18 protein-coding genes are annotated in these 22,465 nt (G+C 74.1%); 16 read left to right on the top strand and 2 right to left on the bottom strand.

Annotated features, from left to right (window positions below):
* Positions 1 to 9: 9 nt before the first annotated feature.
* The 16 genes from ABD774_RS06540 to ABD774_RS06465 all read left to right on the top strand — a co-directional run bounded on the left by ABD774_RS06540 (position 10) and on the right by ABD774_RS06465 (position 19,366).
* Positions 10 to 1,371 carry a rhamnulokinase gene (locus ABD774_RS06540; RefSeq protein WP_425554499.1) on the top strand — a complete coding sequence of 454 codons (1,362 nt, stop codon included), beginning with the start codon at positions 10 to 12 and terminating at the stop codon, positions 1,369 to 1,371.
* 212 nt (positions 1,372 to 1,583) lie between these two features.
* Positions 1,584 to 3,125 (top strand): sugar ABC transporter ATP-binding protein, encoded by a 1,542-nt coding sequence (locus ABD774_RS06535; protein WP_345039017.1) that lies wholly within the window; start codon positions 1,584 to 1,586, stop codon positions 3,123 to 3,125.
* Between the two features lie 50 nt (positions 3,126 to 3,175).
* A complete protein-coding gene (locus tag ABD774_RS06530) occupies positions 3,176 to 4,138 on the top strand; it encodes an ABC transporter permease (protein ID WP_486327280.1) in 963 nt (320 codons plus the stop codon).
* A 40-nt stretch (positions 4,139 to 4,178) separates the two neighbouring features.
* Entirely contained in the window at positions 4,179 to 5,189 is a 1,011-nt protein-coding gene (locus ABD774_RS06525) for an ABC transporter substrate-binding protein (protein ID WP_345039013.1), read from the top strand.
* A gap of 178 nt (positions 5,190 to 5,367) precedes the next feature.
* A complete protein-coding gene (locus ABD774_RS06520; RefSeq protein WP_345039011.1) occupies positions 5,368 to 6,810 on the top strand; it encodes a rhamnulokinase in 1,443 nt (480 codons plus the stop codon).
* Positions 6,811 to 6,833: 23 nt separating this feature from the next.
* Positions 6,834 to 7,484 carry a class II aldolase/adducin family protein gene (locus ABD774_RS06515; protein WP_345039008.1) on the top strand — a complete coding sequence of 217 codons (651 nt, stop codon included), beginning with the start codon at positions 6,834 to 6,836 and terminating at the stop codon, positions 7,482 to 7,484.
* Between the two features lie 58 nt (positions 7,485 to 7,542).
* Positions 7,543 to 8,547 (top strand): LacI family DNA-binding transcriptional regulator, encoded by a 1,005-nt coding sequence (locus ABD774_RS06510; protein WP_345039005.1) that lies wholly within the window; start codon positions 7,543 to 7,545, stop codon positions 8,545 to 8,547.
* Positions 8,544 to 10,061 carry a xylulokinase gene (locus tag ABD774_RS06505; RefSeq protein WP_345039003.1) on the top strand — a complete coding sequence of 506 codons (1,518 nt, stop codon included), beginning with the start codon at positions 8,544 to 8,546 and terminating at the stop codon, positions 10,059 to 10,061. Before ABD774_RS06510 ends, ABD774_RS06505 begins: the two co-directional genes overlap by 4 nt.
* A 2-nt stretch (positions 10,062 to 10,063) precedes the next feature.
* On the top strand, positions 10,064 to 10,738 hold the full coding sequence (locus tag ABD774_RS06500) for a transaldolase family protein (protein WP_345039001.1): 675 nt from the start codon (positions 10,064 to 10,066) through the stop codon (positions 10,736 to 10,738).
* Between the two features lie 25 nt (positions 10,739 to 10,763).
* On the top strand, positions 10,764 to 11,189 hold the full coding sequence (locus ABD774_RS06495; RefSeq protein WP_345038998.1) for an RbsD/FucU family protein: 426 nt from the start codon (positions 10,764 to 10,766) through the stop codon (positions 11,187 to 11,189).
* A gap of 9 nt (positions 11,190 to 11,198) precedes the next feature.
* The gene (locus tag ABD774_RS06490; protein WP_345038996.1) at positions 11,199 to 12,674 is read left to right on the top strand and encodes an FGGY-family carbohydrate kinase; all 1,476 of its coding nucleotides are present in this window, start codon (positions 11,199 to 11,201) and stop codon (positions 12,672 to 12,674) included.
* 29 nt (positions 12,675 to 12,703) lie between these two features.
* Positions 12,704 to 14,347: a fucose isomerase gene (locus ABD774_RS06485; RefSeq protein WP_345038994.1), complete on the top strand. Its 1,644-nt coding sequence runs from the start codon at positions 12,704 to 12,706 to the stop codon at positions 14,345 to 14,347.
* Between the two features lie 7 nt (positions 14,348 to 14,354).
* The gene (locus ABD774_RS06480) at positions 14,355 to 15,086 is read left to right on the top strand and encodes an SDR family oxidoreductase (RefSeq protein ID WP_345038991.1); all 732 of its coding nucleotides are present in this window, start codon (positions 14,355 to 14,357) and stop codon (positions 15,084 to 15,086) included.
* A 59-nt stretch (positions 15,087 to 15,145) separates the two neighbouring features.
* Complete coding sequence (locus ABD774_RS06475; RefSeq protein ID WP_345038989.1) at positions 15,146 to 17,197, top strand: bifunctional aldolase/short-chain dehydrogenase; 2,052 nt, start codon at positions 15,146 to 15,148, stop codon at positions 17,195 to 17,197.
* Between the two features lie 250 nt (positions 17,198 to 17,447).
* Positions 17,448 to 19,067 (top strand): sugar transferase, encoded by a 1,620-nt coding sequence (locus ABD774_RS06470; protein ID WP_345038986.1) that lies wholly within the window; start codon positions 17,448 to 17,450, stop codon positions 19,065 to 19,067.
* 11 nt (positions 19,068 to 19,078) lie between these two features.
* Positions 19,079 to 19,366 (top strand): hypothetical protein, encoded by a 288-nt coding sequence (locus tag ABD774_RS06465; protein ID WP_345038984.1) that lies wholly within the window; start codon positions 19,079 to 19,081, stop codon positions 19,364 to 19,366.
* 195 nt (positions 19,367 to 19,561) lie between these two features.
* On the opposite strand, the gene ABD774_RS06460 is transcribed toward ABD774_RS06465, so the two are convergent.
* Both ABD774_RS06460 and ABD774_RS06455 read right to left on the bottom strand, forming a co-directional pair.
* Positions 19,562 to 20,935 carry a hypothetical protein gene (locus tag ABD774_RS06460; protein ID WP_345038982.1) on the bottom strand — a complete coding sequence of 458 codons (1,374 nt, stop codon included), beginning with the start codon at positions 20,933 to 20,935 and terminating at the stop codon, positions 19,562 to 19,564.
* A gap of 81 nt (positions 20,936 to 21,016) precedes the next feature.
* Positions 21,017 to 22,015, bottom strand: a complete 999-nt coding sequence (locus ABD774_RS06455; protein WP_345038979.1) for a hypothetical protein — start codon at positions 22,013 to 22,015, stop codon at positions 21,017 to 21,019.
* Positions 22,016 to 22,465 lie beyond the last annotated feature (450 nt).

Raw genomic sequence — 22,465 nt, 5'->3', positions numbered from 1 at the left:
GGCCGGGTGATGCTGGCGCACGTCTCCGCGCGCGAGCTCGCCGTCACGGAGGCGGCCCGCTTCCCCAACACCCCGGTGCGCACCATCGACGGCCTGCACTGGGACGTCCTGGGCCTGTACGCCCGCACCCTCGCCGGGCTGGCGGAGGCCGTGCGGGCCGGCGACGTCGCGAGCGCCGGCATCGACAGCTGGGCGGTGGACTACGCCCTCCTGCGCGGCACGCGCATGCTGGGGGTGCCGTTCCACTACCGCGACGAGCGCACGGCGCGGGGCGTGGCCGCCGTGCACGCCGTCGTCCCGCCCGCAGAGCTCTTCGCCGTCAACGGCCTGCAGCACCTGCCGTTCAACACGGTCTTCCAGCTCGTCGTCGACCGGCTCGACGGCGTCCTCGACGCCGCCGACCGGTTCCTGCTCGTGCCGGACCTGCTCACGTACTGGCTCACCGGCACGGCGGCCGCCGAGCGCACCAACGCCTCCACCACCGGCCTGCTCGACGCGCGCACGGGGGAGTGGAGCACCGGCCTGGCGCGGCGGCTCGGCATCCCCGGTCGGGTCCTGCAGCCCCTGGTGGACCCGGGTGCCGACGCCGGTCCGCTCCTCCCGCACGTCGCCGCGCAGCTCGGGGAGGGGGCCGCCCGGCTTCGGGTCACGACGGTGGGGTCGCACGACACCGCCTCCGCCGTCGTCGCCGTGCCCGCCACCGACGCCGACGTCGCCTACATCAGCTGCGGCACCTGGGGGCTGGTCGGCGTCGAGCTGGAGCACCCCGAGCTCTCCGACGCCGGACGGGCGGCCGGGTTCACCAACGAGCGCGGCGTGGACGGCCGGGTCCGGTACCTGCACAACGTCATGGGCCTGTGGCTGCTCAGCGAGTCGGTGCGGACCTGGGAGGCCGACGGCGGGGAGGTCGACCTGCCCGGGCTCGTCCGCGCCGCCGGTCAGGTCGCTGACCCCGTGCCGATCATCGACGTCGACGACCCGGGGTTCCTGCCGCCGGGCGACATGCCGGCGCGCATCACCGGGTGGTGCCGCGCGCACGGCGTGGAGCCGCCCGCCACCCGGGCGGCGGTGGTGCGCACGATCCTGGCGAGCCTGGCCGACGCGTTCGCCCGCACCGTGCACCGGGCGGCCGAGCTGACCGGGCGGCGCGTGCGCACCATCCACCTCGTCGGTGGCGGTGCCCGCAACGCCGTGCTGTGCCGGCTCACCGCGGCGAGCTCCGGGCTGCCCGTGCTCGCCGGGCCCGTCGAGGCGACGGCGATGGGCAACGCCCTGGTCCAGGCCAGGGCGCTCGGGTTCGTCAGCGGGGACCTCGAGGCGCTGCGCGCGCTGGTCGTGGCCACCCACCCGCCGCAGGAGTTCCGGCCCTGACCGGGGAGCTGTCCGGAACGAGGCTGCCGATGTGGTCGCTGGGAGCGGCCACATGAGCAACGTCGTGCGGGAGACGTGACGGTGAGCCGAGATGTCTCGGTTCGGGGGCATTTCGGGTAGCTGCGCCTCGGGCTCTTGTGTGACGTAGAACACGCTGTTACCTTATGTGAGCGCTCACATCCCGCCTCGCGACGAAGCAGGTGATAGGTCCAGTGCAGTCCCCGAACACCGAAGGAACCCCGCTGCTCCAGGTGCGGTCCGTCTCGAAGTCCTTCCCCGGCGTCAAGGCGCTGAACAACGTCTCGCTCGAGCTGCGCGCCGGAGAGGTCCTCGGCGTCTGCGGCGAGAACGGGGCCGGCAAGTCCACCCTCATGAAGATCCTCACCGGCATCTACGAGCCCGACCCCGGGGGAGAGGTGCTGCTCGACGGGAAGCCGTCGACGGTGACGAACCCGCACGAGGCGCAGGCGGCCGGGCTGGCGATCATCCACCAGGAGTTCCAGCTCGTCCCGGACCAGACCGTCGCCCAGAACATCTACATGGGCCGCGAGCCGCGCCGGTTCCTCGGCCAGGTCATCGACGACCGCCGGCAGGAGCGCGACGCCCGCGCCCTGCTGCGCAGCCTGAAGATCGACATCGATCCCGCCCGCCGCATCCGGGACCTCACGGTGGCCCAGCAGCAGATGGTCGAGATCGCCAAGGCGCTCTCCTTCGACGCCCGCATCCTGATCATGGACGAGCCCACCGCGGCCCTGACCGACTCCGAGATCGAGACGCTGTTCCGGCTCATCCGCGACTTCGTCTCGCCCAGCACCGGCGTCATCTACATCTCGCACCGGATGCCCGAGATCCGGGAGATCACCGACCGGGTCTCCGTCATCCGCGACGGCACCTACGTCGGCACCGTGACGACGGCGGAGACGGAGATCTCGCAGATCATCGCGATGATGGTGGGACGCAAGATCTCCACCGACGTCCGGCCTCCCGAACGGGTGACCGGCGAGCCGGTGCTCGAGGTGGAGGGCCTGAACACCCGGCACCTGCTCCGGGACATCAGCTTCACGCTCCACCGCGGGGAGATCCTCGGTTTCGCCGGGCTCATGGGAGCCGGCCGCACCGAGGTCGCCCGGGCCGTCGTCGGCGCCGACCCCACGACCTCGGGGTCCATCAGGATCAACGGCCGGCCGGTCACCATCCGCACGCCCGCCGACGCGGTCGCGCTCGGCGTCGGCTACCTCTCCGAGGACCGCAAGCGCTACGGGCTCCTGCTCGACCAGTCGGTCCGCGCGAACATCGGACTCTCCTCCCTACGAAGGTTCAGCTCCGGCCTCGGGTTCGTGCGCGAGCGCGGCATCACCGCGGAGGCCGAGAAGCAGGTCAAGGCGCTGCGGATCAAGACCCCGTCGGTGCACCAGCTCGCCCGCAACCTCTCGGGCGGCAACCAGCAGAAGGCGATCATCGGCAAGTGGCTCACCCGTGACTGCGACGTCCTGATCGTCGACGAACCCACCCGAGGCATCGACGTCGGTGCCAAGGACGAGATCTACACCCTGCTCCACGAGCTCGTCAGGCAGGGCAAGTCGGTCATCGTCATCTCGTCCGAGCTTCCCGAGGTGCTGCGCCTCGCCGACCGCGTCGCGGTCATGTGCGAGGGCCGGATCACCGGGACTCTCGACAGGAACGAAGTCACGCAGGAAAGGATCATGGAGTTGGCCACCCTATTCCGCACGGAGACGATGGGAGCGGCGTCGTGAGCGCCGCGGTTCCGGCCGCCCGGCCGGAGGCGGCGGCGCCCGAGACGCCGATCGCCCGACGGCGCTCCGTCAGCATCCAGCAGTTCCTCGCCTTCGGCGCGCTCATCGCCCTCTTCGCCTTCTTCGCCGTCGCGAGCCCGAACTTCCTCAGCACCTCCAACGTCTTCGGCATCCTGCTGGCGGCGTCGGTGACCGGGATCCTCGCGCTCGGGGCCACGTTCATCATCGCCACCGGCGGCATCGACCTCTCGGTCGGCACCGCCATGACGCTGTGCTCCGTCATGACAGCGGTGTTCGCCACGGAGGCGTTCCTGGGCCTGCCCATGCCGCTGGCCGTCCTGCTCGGCATCCTGTTCGGCGCCTTCCTCGGCCTGATCAACGGCCTCAACGTCGCGGTGCTCGGCATCCCGCCCTTCATCGCGACGCTGGCGATGATGATGGCCGCGGCCGGCCTCTCCCTGGTCATCTCCGGGGCGACGCCGCTGTACTTCACCTCGGTGCCCGGCTTCGGGCAGATCGCCCTCGGCACGCTGATCCCCAACGTGCCCAACGCGGTGCTGATCTTCCTCGCGCTCGCCGTCATCGCGGGGGTCCTGCTCAACAAGTCCCTGATCGGCCGCTATGCGCTCTCCATCGGCTCCAACGAGGAGGCCACGCGCATGTCGGGCATCAACACGCGCTCGTGGCTCATCAGGATCTACGTCCTGGCCGGCGTCTTCACCGGCATCGGCGGCGTCGTCATGGCGGCCCGCCTCAACTCGGCCCAGCCGGCCCTCGGCCTGGGCTACGAGCTCGAGGCGATCGCCGCCGTCGTCATCGGCGGCACCTCCCTCTCCGGCGGCCGGGCCTCCGTCCTCGGCACGATCATCGGCGCCATCCTCATGGCCACCCTGAACAACGGCCTGCAGATCATGGCGATCCCGCAGGAGTGGCAGAAGGTCGCCGTGGGTGTCGTCATTCTCGTCGCCGTCTTCGCCGACAACGTGCGCCGGCGCCGCGAGTCCCGCGTGTAGCAGCTGAACGTCCCACCCGTCACGTACGAAGGAGTACCCGATGCGCAAGACCACACTGGCCACCACGATCGTGCTCTCGTCCCTCGCCCTGGCCCTCGGCGCGTGTTCCGACGGCGGAGACGGGGGCGGGGGCGGGGGCGGGGCGACCGCCGGAGGCGGCGGGACCGCGGCCGGCGGCGGCGACGAGATGTACGTGGCGCTGATCTCCAAGGGCTTCCAGCACCAGTTCTGGCAGGCCGTGCGGCAGGGCGCGGAGGACGCCGCCGACGAGCTCGGCGTGCGGGTCACCTTCGACGGGCCGGACACGGAGGCCGACGTCGAGCAGCAGCTCCAGCAGCTGCAGACGGCGCTCTCGGGCAACCCCGACGCCGTCGGCTTCGCCGCCCTCGACTCCGAGGCCTCGATCCCGCTGCTCACCCAGATCGACTCCCAGGGCATCCCGGTGGTGGCGTTCGACTCGGGCGTGGAGTCCGACATCCCCGTCTCGACCGTCGCGACCGACAACAAGGCCGCGGCCGCCGAGGCCGCGAAGCACATGATCGAGCTCACCGGCGGCAGCGGGGACGTCGCCGTGATCTGCCACGACCAGACCTCGCTGACCGGCATCCAGCGCCGTGACGGCTTCGTCGAGGCCATCGAGGAGGACGGCGGCCTCACCATCGTCGACATCCAGTACGGCGGCGGCGACCAGCTCCGTTCCACCGACATCACCAAGGCGATCCTCCAGGCCAACCCCGACCTCGCCGGGATCTACGGCTGCAACGAGGGCTCCGCCATCGGCGTCGTCAACGGCGTGCGCGAGCTGGGCCGCGCCGAGGACATGGCGGTCGTCGGGTTCGACTCCGGCAAGGGCCAGATCGAGGCCATCAAGGACGGCACCATGGACGGCGCCATCACCCAGGACCCGTACCAGATCGGCTACCAGACCGTCGAGACGGCCGTGAAGGCGGTCAACGGCGAGGAGGTCGAGGAGACCGTCGACACCGGCTTCTACTGGTACGACGAGACCAACATGGAGGACGAGGAGATCGCTCGCGCCCTCTACGAGTGAGCCAGGCGGTCGCCGGCCCGGGGCCCGGGCCGGCGACGCCGCACCAGGTCGATCCTGGCACCACGCCCGGACCGGCGACTCCGCACCAGATCGATCCCGGCACCACGCCCGGACCGGCCGACCGGTCCGGCCGGCCACGCGCGCGCCCGCCCACCAGCGGGAGGAGGGAGGAGCCCAGATGGCAGCGACCACGACCGTCGCGGCGGTGGACCTCGGGTCCAGCTCGGGCCGCGTGGTGGCCGGCCGGTACGACGGCGCCGCGGTGCGCCTGGACGAGGTGCACCGGTTCGCCGTCCAGGTCCAGGAGGCCGACGGCGCGCTGTGGTGGGACGTCGAGGCCATCCTCGCCGAGGTGCGCCACGGTCTGGCCCGCGCCGCCCGGCACGGCCCCCTCGACGCCGTCTCGGTCGACGGCTGGGGCGTCGACCACGCCCTGCTGCGGGCGGACGGGACCCTCGCCGCACCCGTGCGCGCCTACCGGGACCCGCGCACCGCGGACGTCCCTGCCCAGCTCGCCGGACGCGCGCCCGACCTGCTGCTGTGGCGGCTGACCGGGGTGCGGCCCGACCCGATCAACACCACGCACCAGCTGGTCGCCGGCCTGCGCGACGACCCCGCCCTGCGGGAGGAGGTCGACGCCGTCCTCATGCTCCCCGACTACGTCGCCCACCGCCTGGGCGGCGAGCGCGGGTGGAGCCGGGCCATCTGCTCCACCTCCGGGCTGTGCGCGCCGGGCGCCAGGGACTGGTCCACCGAGGTGATGGACCTGCTCGGCCTCGACCCCGCCTGGTTCGGCCCGCTGAGCGACGAGCGCACCGCCGTCGGCACCCTCGCCGACGACCCCCGGACCCCGCTGCTGCGCGCCGGCAGCCACGACACGGCGTGCGCGGTGCACGCCCTGCCGCCCGGCGACGGCGACCGCGCCTTCCTCTCCTCCGGGAGCTGGTCCCTCGTCGGCGTCGAGCGGGACGAGGCGCTGCTCGACCCCGCCGCCCTCGAGGCCGGGTTCACCAACGAGGTCCGCACCGACGGCGGCGTCCGCCTGCTGAAGAACCTCACCGGGCTGTGGATCCTCCAGGAGTGCCAGCGCCAGTGGCTGGCCCAGGGGCTCCGCGCCGAGCCGGCCGAGCTCGTGGCGGAGGCGCGCGCGGCGGACTCCCTCGGCGTCGTCCTCGACCCCGCCCACCCCGACCTCGCCCGCCCCGGCCCCATGGCCGACCGGGTCGCCGAGCACCTCCGCCGGCTCGGCGCCGCCCCGGCCGACCGGGCGCAGCTGGTCCGGGCCGTCCTGGAGTCGCTCGCCGCGGCGTACGCCCGCTCCGTCGAGCAGCTCGCCCGCCTCACCGGGACCCGGCCGGGCCATCTCGTGGTGGTCGGCGGCGGCGCGCGCAACACCCTGCTCTCGGAGATGACCGCGGCCGCCTGCCGCATCCCGGTGCTGGTCGGGCCCGTCGAGGCCTCCGCCGCCGGCTCGGTGCTGGCGCAGCTGGAAACCCTCGGCCACCTCGCCGGCCGCGACGACGGCGCCCGCGCCCTCGCCGCCTCCGCCCCGCCCACCCTCATCGACCCCGGCGACGTCGACCCGGCCCTGCGCCGGCTCGCCGACCTCGCCGCCCGCTGACGACCGGAAGGACCTCACGAGAGATGTCAACCGAGGAGAAGGACCTGCGCGAGCAGATCTGCGACGTGGGCCGCAACCTGTGGCAGCGGCAGATGGTCGCCGCGAACGACGGCAACATCAGCGTCCGGCTGTCGACCGGCGAGATCCTGTGCACCCCGGCGTCGGTGTCGAAGGGCTCCCTCACGCCGGAGAAGATCGCCAAGGTCGACGCCGACGGGCAGGTGCTCGAGATGACCGCGCCCTTCCGTCCCTCGACCGAGGTCCGGATGCACCTGAAGGTCTACGAGGCTGACCCCGGTGTGAGGGCCGTCGTCCACGCCCACCCGATGTACGGCACCGTCTTCGCCGTCAAGGGCGAGGCGCTGACGCTGAAGATGCTGCCGGAGTCGGTCATCCACATGCCCGAGATCCCGCTCGCGCCGTACGCCACGCCGTCCACGGACGCGCTCGGCGAGGTGGTGGTGCCCTTCGTGCCCACGCACCACGGGTGCCTGCTCGAGCAGCACGGCGCCCTGACCTGGGGCGCCGACCTCTCCGACGCCTACCTCGCGATGGAGCGGCTGGAGTACACGGCCAAGGTGACGTACCTGCTGCGGCTGATCGGCGGCGAGCGCGAGCTGCCTGCGGAGGCCGTCGCCACGCTGGTCGGGCTGCGCTCCCAGTACGGGCGATGACCGGGCAGCATCGGCGATGACCGGGCGGACGCGGACGGAGGAGAGAGGTGCCGGGGGGATGACAGCGAAGAACATCGTGATGGCCGACGTCGCCCGCGCGGCGGGCGTGTCGCTGCAGACCGTGAGCCGCGTGCTCAACGGGTCGACGGCGGTGAGCGAGTCCACCCGCTCGACGGTGCTGCGCCTCGTCGACGAGCTCGGCTACCGGCCCAACCTCCAGGCCCGCTCCCTCGCCTCCCGCCGCACGAACCTCCTCGGCATCCTCGTGGTCGGCACGGTCTACCACGGTCTCGCCTCGACGCTGCTGGCCGTCGAGGAGGCGGCCCGGCGCGCCGGGCTGCTGGTCACCATCACCCGGGTGGCGGCGGACGACGCGGTCGGCGTGGCGGGCGCCATGGCGCGCATCGCGAGCCAGCGGCCGGAGTGCGTGATCGTGGTCGCCCAGCACGGCGCCACCGTCCCCGAGCTCCTCGCCCACCACGACGGCATCCCCATGGTCCTGCTCCTCTCCGGCCAGCACGACCTGCCCGGCGTCGCGACGGTGTCCATCGACCAGGAGTCGGGCGTCCGCGCGGTGCTGGAGCACCTGCGCGAGCGCGGCTGCCGCACCGTCACGCACGTCGCGGGGCCACGGAGCTGGACCGACGCCACCTCCCGCGCCGAGATCCTCGAGCGGCTGGCCCCCACCCTGGGCATGGTCGCCACCGTCGTCGACGCCAACTCCTGGGACGCCGAGGACGGTCACCGCGTCGGGCGGCGGATCGCCGCCGGGCCGCTGCCGGACGCCGTCGTCGCCTCCAACGACCTCCTCGCCCTCGGGGTCCTCGCGGCCCTGCGCGAGGCGGGGACGCGGGTGCCGGAGGACGTCGTCGTGACCGGGTTCGACGACGTCCCCGGGGCCGGGTTCTTCGACCCGCCGCTGACCACGGTCCGGCAGGACTTCGCCGCACTGGGCGCCGGTGCGGTGCGCTGCGCCCGGGAGCTGTGCGACGGCGGACCGACCCGCGACCTCCGGGTCGCACCCCAGCTCGTGGTGCGGGCCAGCACGGGACGGGCGACATGAGCCTCGTCGTCGCCCACGACCTGGGCACCAGCGCGGACAAGGCGTCCCTCCACGACGCCGGCGGCCGGCTGCTCGGCTCCGTCACCGTGCCCTACCCGACCGTCCACGGCCCGGCGGGGGAGGCGGAGCAGGACCCGCACGACTGGACCGGCGCCGTCGCCGCCGCCACCCGCGACCTGCTCGCCGCGACCGGCCGCGGACCGGACGAGGTGGACGGGGTCGTCGTGTCCGGCCACATGCAGGGCGCGGTCCTCCTCGACGCGCAGCTCGAGCCGGTGCGCCCGGCGCTGATCTGGGCGGACCGGCGCAGCACCGCCCAGGCCGTGCGGGCCGCCGAGCTGGTCGCCCCCGCCGAGGTCTACGCCCGCACCGGGCACCGCCTCTCCGAGAGCTACACGCTGGCCAAGGCGCTGTGGGTGGCCGAGGAGGAGCCGGCGGCGTTCGCGCGCGCCGAGCACCTCGTGCAGGCCAAGGACTACGTCGTCGCCCGGCTCACCGGCACCGTCCGCACCGACCCGTCCGACGCCTCCGGCACGAACCTGTACCTGCTGCAGGAGGGGCGGTGGTGGACCGAGCTCGCCGAGGCCGCCGGGCTGCCCACCCGCCTGCTGCCCGAGATCGTCCCCTCGACCACCGTGGTGGGCGGCCTCACCGCCGCCGCGGCCGCCGCCGCCGGCCTGCGCGCCGGCACCCCGGTGGTGCTCGGGGGCGGGGACGGTCCGATCGCCTCGGTGGGCGCCGGGTCCCTCGGCCCCGACGACGACCCGTACCTGTGCCTGGGCTCCTCGGCCTGGATCGCGCTCGCCGCGGACCGCCCGGCCCTGGACCCGGCCCGCCGGACCATGACCTTCGCCCACGTCGTCCCCGGGCGGTTCGTGCCGATCGCCACGATGCAGGCCGCCGGCGCCGCGCTGTCCTGGCTCGCGGCCGCCGTCGGCGACGACGTGGCGCGGCTGCTCGACGACGCCGCCGGCGTGCGGGCAGCGGAGGAGGGGTTGTTCTTCCTGCCGCACCTGATGGGCGAACGCGCGCCGCTGTGGACCCCGCACGCCCGCGGCGCCTTCGTCGGGCTCGCCCCGCACCACGGCCGCGCCCACCTCACGCGGGCGGTGCTCGAGGGCGTCGCGCACAACCTGCGCAGCTGCCGCACGGCGCTGCAGGCCGCCGGGCAGCGGGTGGACCGCCTCCAGGTGATCGGCGGAGGCGCGCGCTCCGGCGTCTGGCTGCAGGTCCTCACCGACGTCCTCGGCGTGCCGGTGCTGCGCCGCAGCGTCGACGCGGAGGCGGGCAGCCTCGGCGCGGCCGTCACCGGCCTCGTGGGCCTCGGCGCCCTCCCGGACTTCGCCGCCGCTCGCACGCTGAGCGAGATCACCGACGTCCTGGAGCCGGAGCGCGACCCGCAGCCGGCCGAGGACCTGCACGACCGCTTCGAGGCCGCCCGCGACGCCCTGCTGCCCTGGTTCGAGGCGGGCCTCGCCCGACCGACTGTCCCCACCACCCGCCTCGGAGGCTGACGATGCTCGACCTCTTCCTCGACAGCGCCGACCTCGCCGAGGTCGAGCCGCTGCTCGCCACCGGCCTCTTCGCCGGCGTGACCACCAACCCCACCCTCCTCGCCCGCGCAGGCGTCGGCTCCGACCGCCTGCCCGCCGTCGTCGAGCGCATGCGCGCCGCCGGCGCCCGCACCCTCTTCGTCCAGACCTGGGGCGCGACCACCGAGGACCTGCTCCGCAACGCCCGCGAGATCCGGGACCGGTGCGGCGACGTCGGCATCAAGATCCCCGTCACCCCGGCCGGGATCGCCGCCACCCGCGCGCTGGCGGACGGCGGCGTCGTCACGCTCGTCACCGCGGTCTACAACCACGTGCAGGTGCTCCCCGCCGTCGCCGCCGGGGCGACGTTCGTGGCGCCCTACGTCGGACGGATGACGGACAACGGCCGCGACGGCGTCGGCGAGGTCCTCACCATGCAGCGGATCCTCGACGCGGTCGGCTCGTCGACCCGGCTGCTCGTGGCGTCCCTGCGGTCCCCGGCCGACGTCGCCCGCCTCGCCGCCGGGGGCGTCGACTGCTTCACCATCGCGCCGGCGATGTGGGAGCAGCTCCTCGACGAACCCCTGACCACCGAGGCGGTGCGCGTGTTCGAGGACGACGTCGCCCGGACCCGCGCCCCGCACGCCGGGCACCGCTGACCACCACCCACCAGGAGGAAACCCCGTGCTACTCGGACCGCTCACCCACCCCGGCCTCGTGCACGCGCTCGCCTCCGCGGGCCACGGCGCCCAGGTGCTGCTCGCCGACGGCAACTACCCGCACTCCACCGGCGCCGCCGCCGGTGTGCCGCGGATCCACCTCAACCTCGCCCCCGGGCTCCTCGACGTCGACCAGGTGCTCGAGGTGCTCCGGGCCGCCGTCCCGATCGAGGCGGCCGCGGTGATGGCGCCCGGAGGCGGGGAGACCGTGCCCGCGCACCACGGGTACCGGGCGCAGCTGGGGGAGACGGTGGCGTGGCGCGAGCTGGGCCGGTTCGAGTTCTACGAGGCCTGCCGCGGGCCCGACCTCGCCGCCGTCGTCGCCACCGGCGACCAGCGCCTGTACGCCAACCTGCTGCTCACGCTCGGCGTGCGCGAGCCCGGGGCCTGAGGGGGAGCCGTGGCACAGAGCGCCCTCTTCGGGATCGACATCGGGACCTCCAGCACCAAGGCCGTCCTGGTCGGACTCGACGGGCAGGTCCTGCGCACCGCGGTCCGCGAGCACCCGGTGGACCGGCCCCACCCCGGCCACGTGGAGATGAACGCCGAGGTCTGGTGGGACGAGCTCGCCTCCCTGGCCGAGGAGCTGACCGGCGACGGCGCCCACGAGGTGATCGCCGTCGGCGTCTCGGGGATGGGGCCGTGCGTCCTGCTCGTCGACGCCGAGGACCGGCCCGTCCGGCCCGCCATCCTCTACGGCGTCGACACCCGCGCGGGCGAGGAGATCACGCTGCTCGGGGAGCGGCTGGGGGCCGAGCAGATCTACGCGCGCACCGGCACGGCCCTGTCGAGCCAGGCCGGCGGGCCCAAGATCCTCTGGGTCTCCCGCCAGGAGCCGGAGCGGTACCGCCGGGCGCGGCGGCTCCTCATGCCCGCGTCCTACCTGGTGCGCCGCCTCACCGGCGAGTACGTCCTGGACCACCACTCCGCCAGCCAGTGCACCCCGATGTACGACCCGCACGCCTCCGCCTGGCTCGAGGACTGGGCGCAGGTGTGCGCCCCGGGCCTCGAGCTGCCGCGGCTGCTGTGGCCCGGGGACGTGGCCGGCCGCACGACGACGGCGCTCGCGGGCATCCCCGCCGGCGTGCCGGTGGTGGCCGGGACGATCGACGCGTGGACCGAGGCGGTCAGCGTCGGCGCCCAGCGCCCGGGCGACCTGTTCCTCATGTACGGCACCACGATGTTCCTCGTCTGCACCACCGAGGCCGTGGTCACCCACCCGGTGATGTGGTCCACCGCCGGGGCCTTCCCCGGCACCCACTGCCTCGCCGGCGGCATGGCCACCTCCGGCGCCATCACGGCCTGGCTTCGCGACCTCACCGGCACCCCGGACTTCGGCGCGCTGGTCGAGGAGGCCCGCTCGTCGGGCCCCGGCGCCCGCGGGCTGCTGGTCCTGCCCTACTTCGCGGGCGAGCGCACCCCCGTGCAGGACGCGGACGCACGCGGCGCCATCCTCGGCCTGACGGTCTCGCACACCCGCGGCGACCTCTACCGCGCCGTGCTCGAGGCCACCGCCCTGGCGGTGCGGCACAACGTGGAGGTCATGCGCGAGGCGGGCGCCCGCATCGACCGCGTGGTCGCCGCGGGCGGCGGCACCCAGGGCGACCTGTGGCCGCAGATCGTCTCCGACGTCACCGGGCTGGACCAGGTGCTGCCCCGGACCACGGTCGGGGCGAGCCTGGGCGCCGCGTTCCTCGCCGCGGCCGCCGTCGCCGAGGCCGACATCGACGCCTGGAACCCCCCGCGCGCCACCATCACGCCCCACCGCGACCTGACCACCCGCTACGACGAGCTGTACGCCCTCTACCGCGCCGCCTACCCGGCGACCGCGGAGATCTCGCACGCCCTCGCCCGGGTCCAGCGCGCCGACGGCTGACCCGCCGCCCCACCGAAGGAGAACCTGACATGACCAGCACCACGTACGAGTTCCCGGCACCGGCCGCCGTGCCGGAGGCGCCGGAGAAGGTGGTCTACCTGACCACGAGCGGCGACCTGCGCGAGCCCGCGAACAAGGCCGGGTGGCCCACGCAGGAGGCGTTCGAGTCCCTGCTGCGCGGCGCGGTGGAGAGGGAGGGGTGGACGCTGCGCCGTGCCTTCGACGTCGACCCGGTCAAGGGCCACGGGTTCGTCACCAGCCAGCGGCAGGGCATCGAGACCTTCCGGGCCGTCCCGCCGGACGCGCCGGTCATCGTGGCGACGACGATCTGGCAGTACTCCCACCACGTGCTGCCCGGGCTGCGCACGCACCGCGGGCCGATCCTCACGGTCGCGAACTTCGCTCCCGACTGGCCGGGCCTGGTGGGGCTGCTCAACCTCAACGCCTCGCTGACCAAGGCCCAGGTGCCGTACTCGACGCTGTGGACCGTCGACGGCACCGACGAGTGGTTCCTCGGCGCCCTGCGGACCTGGCTGGAGACCGGGAGCGTCGAGCACGACACCTCCCACGTGCGCGACCTGACGCTGCCGGACTCCGAGGAGGCACGGCTGGGCCGCGCCCTGGCCGAGCAGCTGCGCACCGAGAAGGCGATCGTCGGCGTCTTCGACGAGGGCTGCATGGGCATGTACAACGCGATCATCGACGACGAGCTGCTCAACCCGCTGGGCATCTACAAGGAGCGGCTCTCCCAGTCCGAGCTCTTCGCGCAGATGCAGACCGTGCCCGACGACGAGGCCCGGGCCGTGGGGCAGTGGCTCACCGACGCGGGCATGACGTTCCGGTTCGGCACCGACCCGGACACCGAGCTCACCGAGGACCAGGTGATGTGGCAGTACAAGATGTACGTCGCCGCCCTGCGCCTCTCCGACGACTTCGGCCTCGACGCCGTCGGCATCCAGTACCAGCAGGGACTCAAGAACGTCTGCCCCGCCTCCGACCTCGTCGAGGGACTGCTCAACAACGTCGAGCGCCCCCCGGTGCGGAGCCGGGACGGCTCCCGGGTGCTGTACGAGGGGCGGGCCCTGCCGCACTTCAACGAGGTGGACGAGGGCGTGGCCGTCGACGCGCTCATCACCAACCGGGTCTGGACCGCGATGGGCCTCGACCCCGCCACCACGCTGCACGACGTGCGCTGGGGCGAGGACCACGACGGGCAGTTCGTCTGGGTCTACGAGATCTCCGGGTCCGTCCCGCCCTCGCACTTCGCCGGCGGCTACGCCGACGCCGAGGGCTGGCGGCAGAGCCCGGTGTTCTTCCCCCAGGGCGGCGCCACGATCAAGGGCGTCTCCAAGCCGGGCGAGATCGTCTGGTCGCGGGTGTACATCGAGGGCGGGGAGCTGCACGTCGACCTCGGCCGCGCCGGCGTCGTCGAGCTGCCGCCCGAGGAGACCGAGCGGCGCTCGCGGCTGACCAACCCCGAGTGGCCCATCGCCCACGTCGTCCTGCGCGGCATCACCCGCGACCAGTTCATGGCCCGCCACAAGGCCAACCACGCCCAGCTCGTCTACGCCCCCGACGCCGCCACCGCCGACAAGGCGCTGGTGGCCAAGGCCGCCATGTTCGACGCCCTGGGCGTCCACGTCCACCTCTGCGGCGACGTCGCCGTCCGATAGGAGCACCATGACCACCGAGACCACCACGCCGCTCGAGGGGCGGGTCGCCGTCATCACCGGCGCCAGCTCCGGGATCGGCGCCGCCCTCGCCGCCCAGCTCCACGCCCAGGGCGTGCGGCTCGGCCTGCTCTCCCGTGCCGGGGCCGACCTCGGCCTCGCCGGCGCGCTCGGGATCGCGTGCGACGTCCGCTCCGCCGACGCGGTCGAGGACGCCGTCGCCCGGGTCGCCGGCGAGCTCGGCGTGCCCGACATCGTCGTCGCCAACGCCGGGGTCGGGCACTACGCCGACTTCGTCGACACCCCGCTCGAGCGCTCCGTGGAGATGATCGAGACCAACCTGCTGGGCACCATCCACCTCTACCGCTCCGCGGTGCCGCGCATGCTCGACGCCGGCGTGCAGGGCGACCTCGTCACGGTCGCCAGCGAGGCGGGCCGGCGCGGCTTCCCCGGCGAGGCCGTCTACTGCGCCTCCAAGTTCGGGCAGGTGGGGCTGAGCCGGGCGCTCGACGGCGAGCTGCGGGAGAAGGGCATCCGCGTCACCGTGCTGTGCCCCGGCGGGGTGCACACCGAGTTCGCCGTCGGCGGCGGGCGCGGGCGCAGCCACGACGACCCCACGGTGCAGGCCATGATGACGGCCGAGGACGTCGCCGACCTCGCCGTCTACGCGGTGACCCGCCCGCGCGGCATGCGCCTGACCGAGCTCGCCCTGCGACCCATGTCCGAGGCCATCTGGGGCTGACCCCCTCCCGTTCTCGCGAGACGTCTGAGCGAGGACCCGGAAATCTGAGAGAGGTTCGCATGACATCCGCACCCGAGCAGCTGATCGCCCGCTCCAACCGGCTGGGCGCCGACCCGCGCAACACCAACTACGCCGGCGGCAACACCTCCGCCAAGGGCACCGACACCGACCCGGTGACCGGCCAGGACGTCGAGCTGCTCTGGGTCAAGGGCTCCGGCGGCGACCTCGGCACCCTCACCGGGAAGGGCCTGGCCGTCCTGCGCCTGGACCGGATGCGCGCCCTGGTCGGGGTGTACCCGGGCGTGGACCGCGAGGACGAGATGGTCGCCGCGTTCGACTACTGCCTCCACGGCCGCGGCGGCGCGGCGCCGTCGATCGACACCGCCATGCACGGCCTGGTCGACGCCCCGCACGTGGACCACCTCCACCCCGACTCGGGCATCGCCGTCGCCACCTCCGCCGACGGCGAGCGCCTGACCCGGGAGATCTTCGGCGACCGCGTGGTGTGGGTGCCGTGGCGACGGCCCGGGTTCCAGCTCGGGCTGGACATCGCGGCGATCAAGGAGGCCAACCCCCGGGCGATCGGGTGCGTGCTCGGCGGGCACGGCGTCACCGCCTGGGGCGACACCTCGGAGGAGTGCGAGGCCCGCTCCCTGGAGATCATCCGCACCGCGGAGGAGTTCATCACCCGGCGCACCGCCGCGCTCGAGCTCGAGGGCCGTCATCCGTTCGGCGCCGTGCGCCCGGGCTTCGACCCCCTGCCCGACGACGAGCGGCGCACCCGGGCGGCCCGGCTCGCGCCGGTGATCCGCGGCCTGGCGTCCACCGACGCCCCGCAGGTCGGGCACTTCACCGACTCCGCCGTCGTCCTGGACTTCCTCGCCCGCGAGAAGCTCGGCCCTCTGGCGGAGCTGGGGACCTCGTGCCCGGACCACTTCCTGCGCACCAAGGTCCGGCCGCTCGTCCTCGACCTGCCCGCCACCGCCTCCCTCGAGGACGCCACCGCCCGGCTGCGCGAGCTGCACGAGACCTACCGCGCCGACTACGCCGCCTACTACGACCGGCACGCCGGCCCGAACTCCCCGCCCATGCGCGGCGCCGACCCGGCGATCGTGCTCGTCCCCGGGGTGGGCATGTTCTCCTTCGGGAGGAACAAGCAGACCGCGCGCGTGGCGGGGGAGTTCTACGTCAACGCGATCAACGTCATGCGGGGCGCGGAGGCCATCTCGACCTACGCCCCGATCGACGAGTCGGAGAAGTTCCGCATCGAGTACTGGGCGCTGGAGGAGGCGAAGCTCCGCCGGATGCCCCCGGCCAAGCCGCTGGCCACCCGGATCGCGCTGGTCACCGGGGCGGCGTCGGGGATCGGGCGGGCGACGGCGGAGCGGCTCGCCGCGGAGGGCGCGTGCGTCGTCGTCGCCGACCTGGACCAGGCCAAGGCCCAGGAGGTGGTGGACGCCCTCGGCGGGCCCGACGTCGCCGTCGCCGTCCGGGCGGACGTGACCCGCGAGGACGACGTCGCGGCCGCCGTCGACGCCGCGTGCCTCGCCTTCGGCGGGGTCGACCTCGTGGTGAACAACGCCGGCCTGTCCATCTCCAAGCCGCTGCTGGAGACCACGGCGGCGGACTGGGACCTGCAGCACGACGTCATGGCGCGCGGGTCCTTCCTCGTCTCGCGCGAGGCCGCCCGGGCGATGATCGCGCAGGAGATGGGCGGGGACATCGTCTACATCGCGTCCAAGAACTCCCTGTTCGCGGGGCCGAACAACATCGCCTACTCCGCCACCAAGGCCGACCAGGCGCACCAGGTGCGGCTGCTCGCCGCCGAGCTGGGCGAGCACGGCATCCGCGTCAACGGCATCAACCCCGACGGCGTGGTCCGCGGCTCGGGCATCTTCGCCGGCGGGTGGGGCGCGCAGCGGGCGAAGGTCTACGGCGTGGAGGAGGCCGAGCTGGGGAAGTACTACGCCCAGCGCACGCTGCTCAAGCGCGAGGTGCTGCCCGAGCACGTGGCCGCCGCCGTGTTCGCGCTCACCGGCCCGGACCTGGTCCAGACGACCGGCCTGCACGTGCCCGTGGACTCGGGGGTGGCGGCGGCCTTCCTGCGCTGAGGGCCGGGCGGGCGCGGGGCGTACGCCGCTGCGCACCACACGGGCGCCGGACCGTCGTGCCGAAAGGTATGGGGCGGGGTACCCCGTGTCCCTAACCCGTCCGGGCCGCGCTACCCCATCACCCTGACCAGGGGCGGGGGTGAGGGAATTGGATCACCCCGCATTCAGCGGGGGGAGCCGGTCCCGAACGCGGCCATTGCTGCTGAAGTGGGCTCCTCACCCGACCGACGACACCGGGGCAGGAGCGGCGATGCTGAAGCGTGTATCACGGCCCGGGCCGCTCGCGGCCCCGCGCCCCGCCGGGCACGCGACCATGGACCGCGTCCTGACCACCACCGCCCGGATGCTCCGCGCGGTGCCGGAGCTGGACCAGCCGCGCACGCGCGCGGCGCGGGCTGCCGGCACCCGGGCGGTCTGGCTCTGGATGTGGCCGGCGCTGGCCCCCGACCCCGGCGGGCCGTGGGACCGGCGCTACCGTGCCGTGCTGGCGCTGACCGACCTCGTGCTGGTGGTCGTGGCGCTGCGGGTGGCCGCACTGACCCGGTTCGGCAGCAACCCGAACAACCTCGAGCTGGGCCCGCTGGAGCTGGGGTACGACGCCGTCGGCGTGCTGATCGCCGTCGTCTGGTTCGTCAGCCTGAGCGCCTTCGACACCCGCAAGCGGCGCCTGATCGGGGCGGGGCTGGAGGAGTACCGCCGGGTCCTCGTCGCCACGCTGGCCGCGTTCGGCGGGATCGCCATCGTCTCCTACCTGGGCCCGGTCGAGCTCTCCCGGGGCGTCTTCGTCGTCGCCCTCCCCGTCGGCCTTCTGCTGGTCCTCGCGGGCCGGCTCGCGTGGCGCAAGTGCCTGTCCCGCGTGCGCAAGCAGGGCCGGGCGCTGACCGGCACCGTGGTCGTCGGGGACGCCGACGAGGTGGCGTGCGCCGTCGACCGGATGCTCAAGCACCCCGAGGCCGGGTACGCGCCCGTGGCGGTCTCCCTCACCGGCTCCGAGCTGGGTGGGGTGACCGGCACGCCGCCGGTGCCCGAGCTGCCGCGCGTCTCCCTGGACGAGCTCCGGCTGGCCGCCCGCGACCCCCGCCTCGGTGCGGTGCTGATCGCCGGCAGGATGCCGTCGAACGAGGTCAAGGAGCTCGCCTGGGAGCTGGAGGAGGGGGCGGCCGAGCTGCTGCTCGTCTCCCAGCTCACCGACGTGGCGGGCCCGCGCATCCACCAGAGCCCGGTCGACGGGCTGCCCGTGGTCCACGTCGACCTGCCCAGGTTCTCCGGGGCCGAGCACGTGGTCAAGCGGACCATGGATGTGGTCTTCGCGTCCGCGGCCCTCATCCTGCTCGCCCCGCTCTACGCCGCGGTGGCTCTGGCGATCAAGGTCGACGACGGCGGGCCGGTCTTCTTCCGCCAGGAGCGGGTGGGCCAGAACGGCCGGCCGTTCCACATGCACAAGTTCCGCTCCATGGCGGTCGACGCCGAGGCCCGGCTCGCCGACCTCATGGACCGCGGGCTCGGCGACGGCGTGCTGTTCAAGATCGCCGACGACCCCCGCATCACCCGGGTGGGCCAGTTCCTGCGCCGGCACTCCCTCGACGAGTTCCCCCAGTTCTGGGACGTGCTGCGCGGCCGGATGAGCGTGGTGGGCCCGCGGCCGCCGCTGCCCCACGAGGTGGCGCAGTACGAGCGGCACGTCCACCGCAGGCTGCTCATCAAGCCGGGCGTCACGGGGCTGTGGCAGGTGTCGGGCCGCTCGGACCTCTCGTGGGAGGAGAGCGTGCGGCTGGACCTCAGCTACGTGGAGAACTGGTCGCTGAGCGGGGACCTGATCCTCGTCCTGAAGACGGTGCGCGAGGTTTTCAAGGGGCGCGGCGCGTACTGAAGAATGCTTCGGTGCCCTCGTACCGCGTGCGTCTGATCGTCGGCCTCCTCCACCCGGGCGTCGCGCCCGAGCTGCTGCTGCCCGAGGCGGCCGGCGCGGCCGCTGAGACCACCACCGTCGAGGCGAAGGACGTGGGCATCGTGGCCGGCCGGCCGCAGATCACCGTGCGCTTCACCGCCGCCGACGACGGCGAGGCGCGCCTCGTGGCCGCGCGGGTGCACGAGACCGCACGTGGCCTGGCGGAGGTGAGCGGGCCGGCACTGACCCAGCGCGTGGGCGGGCGCTGGCGGGACGTGTAGCCGCCGGGCCGCGCCCGTGAGGACCGCCATCTGTGCCGAGGGCGACCGACCAGGACGCAGTCTTCGGCGGAGATGGCGGTCGCCAGGCTCGGCAGGCATCGTCGGTGCTCGCCGCCGCCGGGCCGCGCCCGCGGCCCGCCGGCCCCCCGGAGGTGGGACCGACGAGCCGCGACGGCGATCAGAGCCCTCGGGAGCTCAGGCGGCGAGGGTGCGGCGGCCGATCACTGCCGCGCCGCCCGCGAGGAGCAGGACCGCGAGACCGCCAGTGGCGGTGGTGCTGATCCCCGTGTCGGCGAGCGCGTCGCGATCGGAGCCGGCCGGCACCGACGCTGCCGCGGTGGCAGCTGTCGAAGCGGCTGCCGCCGAAGCGGCTGCTACGGAGCCGAGCGGCTCCGAACCGATCCCGCCTCCGAGAACCGCACCGACGCCGAAGCGGCCACCGGCGCTGACGCCGGAGGACAGCACGCCGGACTCGCCCGACCCGTCGGGATCGGCTGGGGTGAGCGGCGCGCCCGCGGGCGAGTCCGGGGAGATCGGCTCACCGGGGACGCTCGGGTCGCCCGGAGCAGCCTGGCCGCTCGGGTCGGTGGGAGCGGCCGGGGTGCTCGGCTCGGCGGGCGAGAGGTCACCCGAGACGGCGTCGCCGCCGACGCTGACGGCGACGCCGCCGACGGTCACCGGTGCGGTGACCGGGGCGACGACGTCGGTGTCGGTGAGGACGTCCCCGGCCAGCGCACCGCCGTCGGTGCTGTCGGTGCTGTCCGTGACGGTGACGTCGCCGGGGGTGGCCGCGGGGGTGCCACCGTCAGACTGGGTGCTCGCGTCGCCGAGGACGCTGACGGCCACGCCGTCGACGGTCACCGGTGCGGTGACCGGGGCGACGACGTCGGTGTCGGTGAGGACGTCCCCGGCCAGCGCACCGCCGTCGGTGCTGTCGGTGCTGTCCGTGACGGTGACGTCGCCGGGGGTGGCCGCGGGGGCGGCACCGTCGGACTGGGTGCTCGCGTCGCCGAGGACGCTGACGGCCACGCCGTCGACGGTCACCGGTGCGGTGACGGGGGCGACGACGTCGGTGTCGGTGAGGACGTCCCCGACCAGTGCGCTGCCCTCGGAGCTGTCCTCCGGGGCGTCGGCGACCGCCACGTCCTGCCCGCTGGCGGGTCGGGAGCCGGCGCACTCGGCGTCGGCGTCGCCGACGACGGCGACGGAGGTGCAGCCGACGGTCACCGGTGCGGTGACGGGTGCGACGACGGTGATGTCCTCGGCGACGTCGCCGACCAGTGCGCCGCCGTCGTCGGGCTCGGCGTCCGCGGAGGCGCCGGTGACGGTGACCTCGGGCGGGGCCGGTGCGGGGGCGGCCCCGCCGGACTCGGTGGTGGCGTCGCCCAGCACGCCGACGTCGACGCCGTCGACGGTCACCGGTGCGGTGACGGGGGCGACGACGGTGACGTCGTCGGCGATGTCGCCGACCAGGCCGTCGGTGGCGGCGTGTGCCGCGGCGGTGCCGGCGACCATGAGACCGCCGGTCAGGAGCGCTGTGCGCAGCGCTCGGCGAAGGTAGATACGCATGGGACTTCCTCCTGGCTGATGGGTTGGTGCGCGCGTGGGCGCGCCTGTCGGCACGGCGGCCGAGGGGCCGCCATGCCCCCGTCAGTCAGGGGCTACGGAGATCTCGAGCAGGACCTCGAGGAAGGCCGACGGCGGGGCCGCGGCGGGAGAGAGACTCAGGTCGTTCGGGGGCAGGTCGAGGCTGCGCGCCAGGTCGGCGTCGGCGGAGCCGGCCCCGTGGGAGGTGCCGGCGGAACCGGGTGGTGCCGGAACGCGAGACGGCGGGCTGGGCGACGTGGAGCCGTCGGTAACGGCTCCGGGAACTGCACCGTCCTGGCTTCCCGCGGCGATCGGCGCCGCAGTGGCGACGCGGACTGCTCGACCGGCCTCGCTCGCATCGGCGGCCCCACCGGCTGCCCGGTCGGGCGGCGGAGCTGCTGATGAGACCGGGCTGGGGGCAGGTCCTGCGTCGATCGACGGTCCCGCGCCGGGGTTCACGCCAGCCGGCACGTCGTCGACCTCAGGGTTCTGGCTCAGGCCGGGGGCCGGGCTGTCCGCGACGGGCAGCAGGGGCACCAAGACCTCGGTGACCGGACCGCTGACGGGCTCCAGCGCGTCGGTGACGGGTCGGACGACGCCGTTCACCACAGGAGCGAGGACGTCGGTGACCGCGTTCGTCACCGGCGTCAGTTCCTCGACCACGGGTGCGGCGACGTTCTCGGCCACCGGGGCGACCACCTGCTCGACAGCAGGGGCGACGCCCACGACCGCGGGCGCGACGACGTCGCGGACGGCTGGCTCGACGACCGCAGCGGAGGGCTCGACGGCTCCAAGCACGACCGGGGCGGCGACGTCGCGTGGCGGCTCGACCGCCCGCTGAACGGCGGGCTCCGCCTCGCTCGAGATCGGTGCGGTCACCTCGGTGACGAATTCCTGCGTCGCGGCACCGATTGCCGGGGGCGCGATCGCCGTCGCCTCGCCGACCGTGCCGGTGACCCCGGCGACCACCTCGCCGGCCAGCGACTCGCCGTCGTCGGCGGAGGCGGACGAGGCGAACCCGGCGGTAGCGAGCACGACGATCCCGGTGCCGCCGATCGTCATGAGGCCGCGCGTGACCCAGCGTGCGAGGCGGGTTCTCCCACCGTCGCGGTGCCGATCACGAACGAGCGCCATGGTCGTCCCCCGAGAGAGAAGTCGACCTCAAGATACCGACGGTGTCCGGATGGTGCGACTCGTGAGGCTCGGCAGTTCCGCGAGACGTCGGCCTACAGGTTCCCGCCGTCGCTGCTGCCGTCCGCGGCGCCGAGGTCGTACCGCAGGTGCCGCGCATCCTCCGGGTAGTGCCCGGGTCGGTGCGGAGAAAGGCCAGGCACCCCGAGATTCGGACGGATCACGCCGCCGCTAGCACCCGGGGTGACCGGACGATTTCGCCCGCCCATCACCGTCAATGCCCGTGTCCCGCGGGGATGACCGTGGTGTGCTGGTGCAACCAGTCACCCGCGAGGACCGAACAGGCTGCAGCGCCGCCCCGAAACCGTGCGGCGCGTGCGA

Source organism: Georgenia daeguensis, assembly GCF_039537705.1.
GTDB lineage: Bacteria > Actinomycetota > Actinomycetes > Actinomycetales > Actinomycetaceae > Georgenia > Georgenia daeguensis.
The sequence above is the reverse complement of the archived record's forward strand: the minus strand, read 5'-3'. Positions and strand labels throughout refer to the sequence as shown.